This window comes from Amycolatopsis sp. SID8362 (assembly GCF_010550475.1).
GTDB classification, from domain to species: domain Bacteria; phylum Actinomycetota; class Actinomycetes; order Mycobacteriales; family Pseudonocardiaceae; genus Amycolatopsis; species Amycolatopsis eburnea.
Genome location: NZ_JAAGNB010001807.1, coordinates 1 through 498, shown reverse-complemented (window position 1 = coordinate 498; position 498 = coordinate 1). Strand labels below are relative to the sequence as shown.

Genomic DNA, 498 nt, shown 5'->3' with positions numbered 1-498 from the left:
CCGACGACGCCGGCCCCGCCCGCCGCGGCGGTGTTGGCCCAGCCGCCGCCCTGGCCGAGCAGCGCCGTGCTGATCACCGAGGCGAACAGCGGCGGGACCCCGGCGGCGAGCGTCAGCGACGACCAGTCGCGGCGCAGCTGCACCGGCGTCGTCGCGAGCTGGACCATGAGCAGGAAGGTGACCAGTTCGGCGGTGAACCCGCGGGTGATCATCGGCGCGCAGACGACGCAGCCGACGACGACGGCGGCGGCCAGCAGCGGCGACTCCCAGCGCACGGCCACGAGCAGCCCGCCGACGGTGATCGCCAGCCCGGCGGCGAGCCCGGCGAGCACCGGCAGGAACTCGTAGAGCGACGTCGCGGCGACGGCGTCCAGGTAGAGCGTCGCGATCCCGGTGGCGGCGAGCGCGAAGGCGCCCGTGCGGCCGGCGGGCTTGCGGTGCAGCCACACGCCGGTGCCGGTCAATGCCAGCCCGAAGGCGGCGCCGACGAGCACCCGC

General features: G+C 76.5%; 1 protein-coding gene. It reads right to left on the bottom strand.

Going from position 1 to position 498, the window contains the following annotated elements:
- A partial coding sequence (locus tag G3I65_RS54985) for a DUF2339 domain-containing protein (protein ID WP_160704436.1) occupies nucleotides 1–498 on the bottom strand: 498 nt, incomplete at both ends.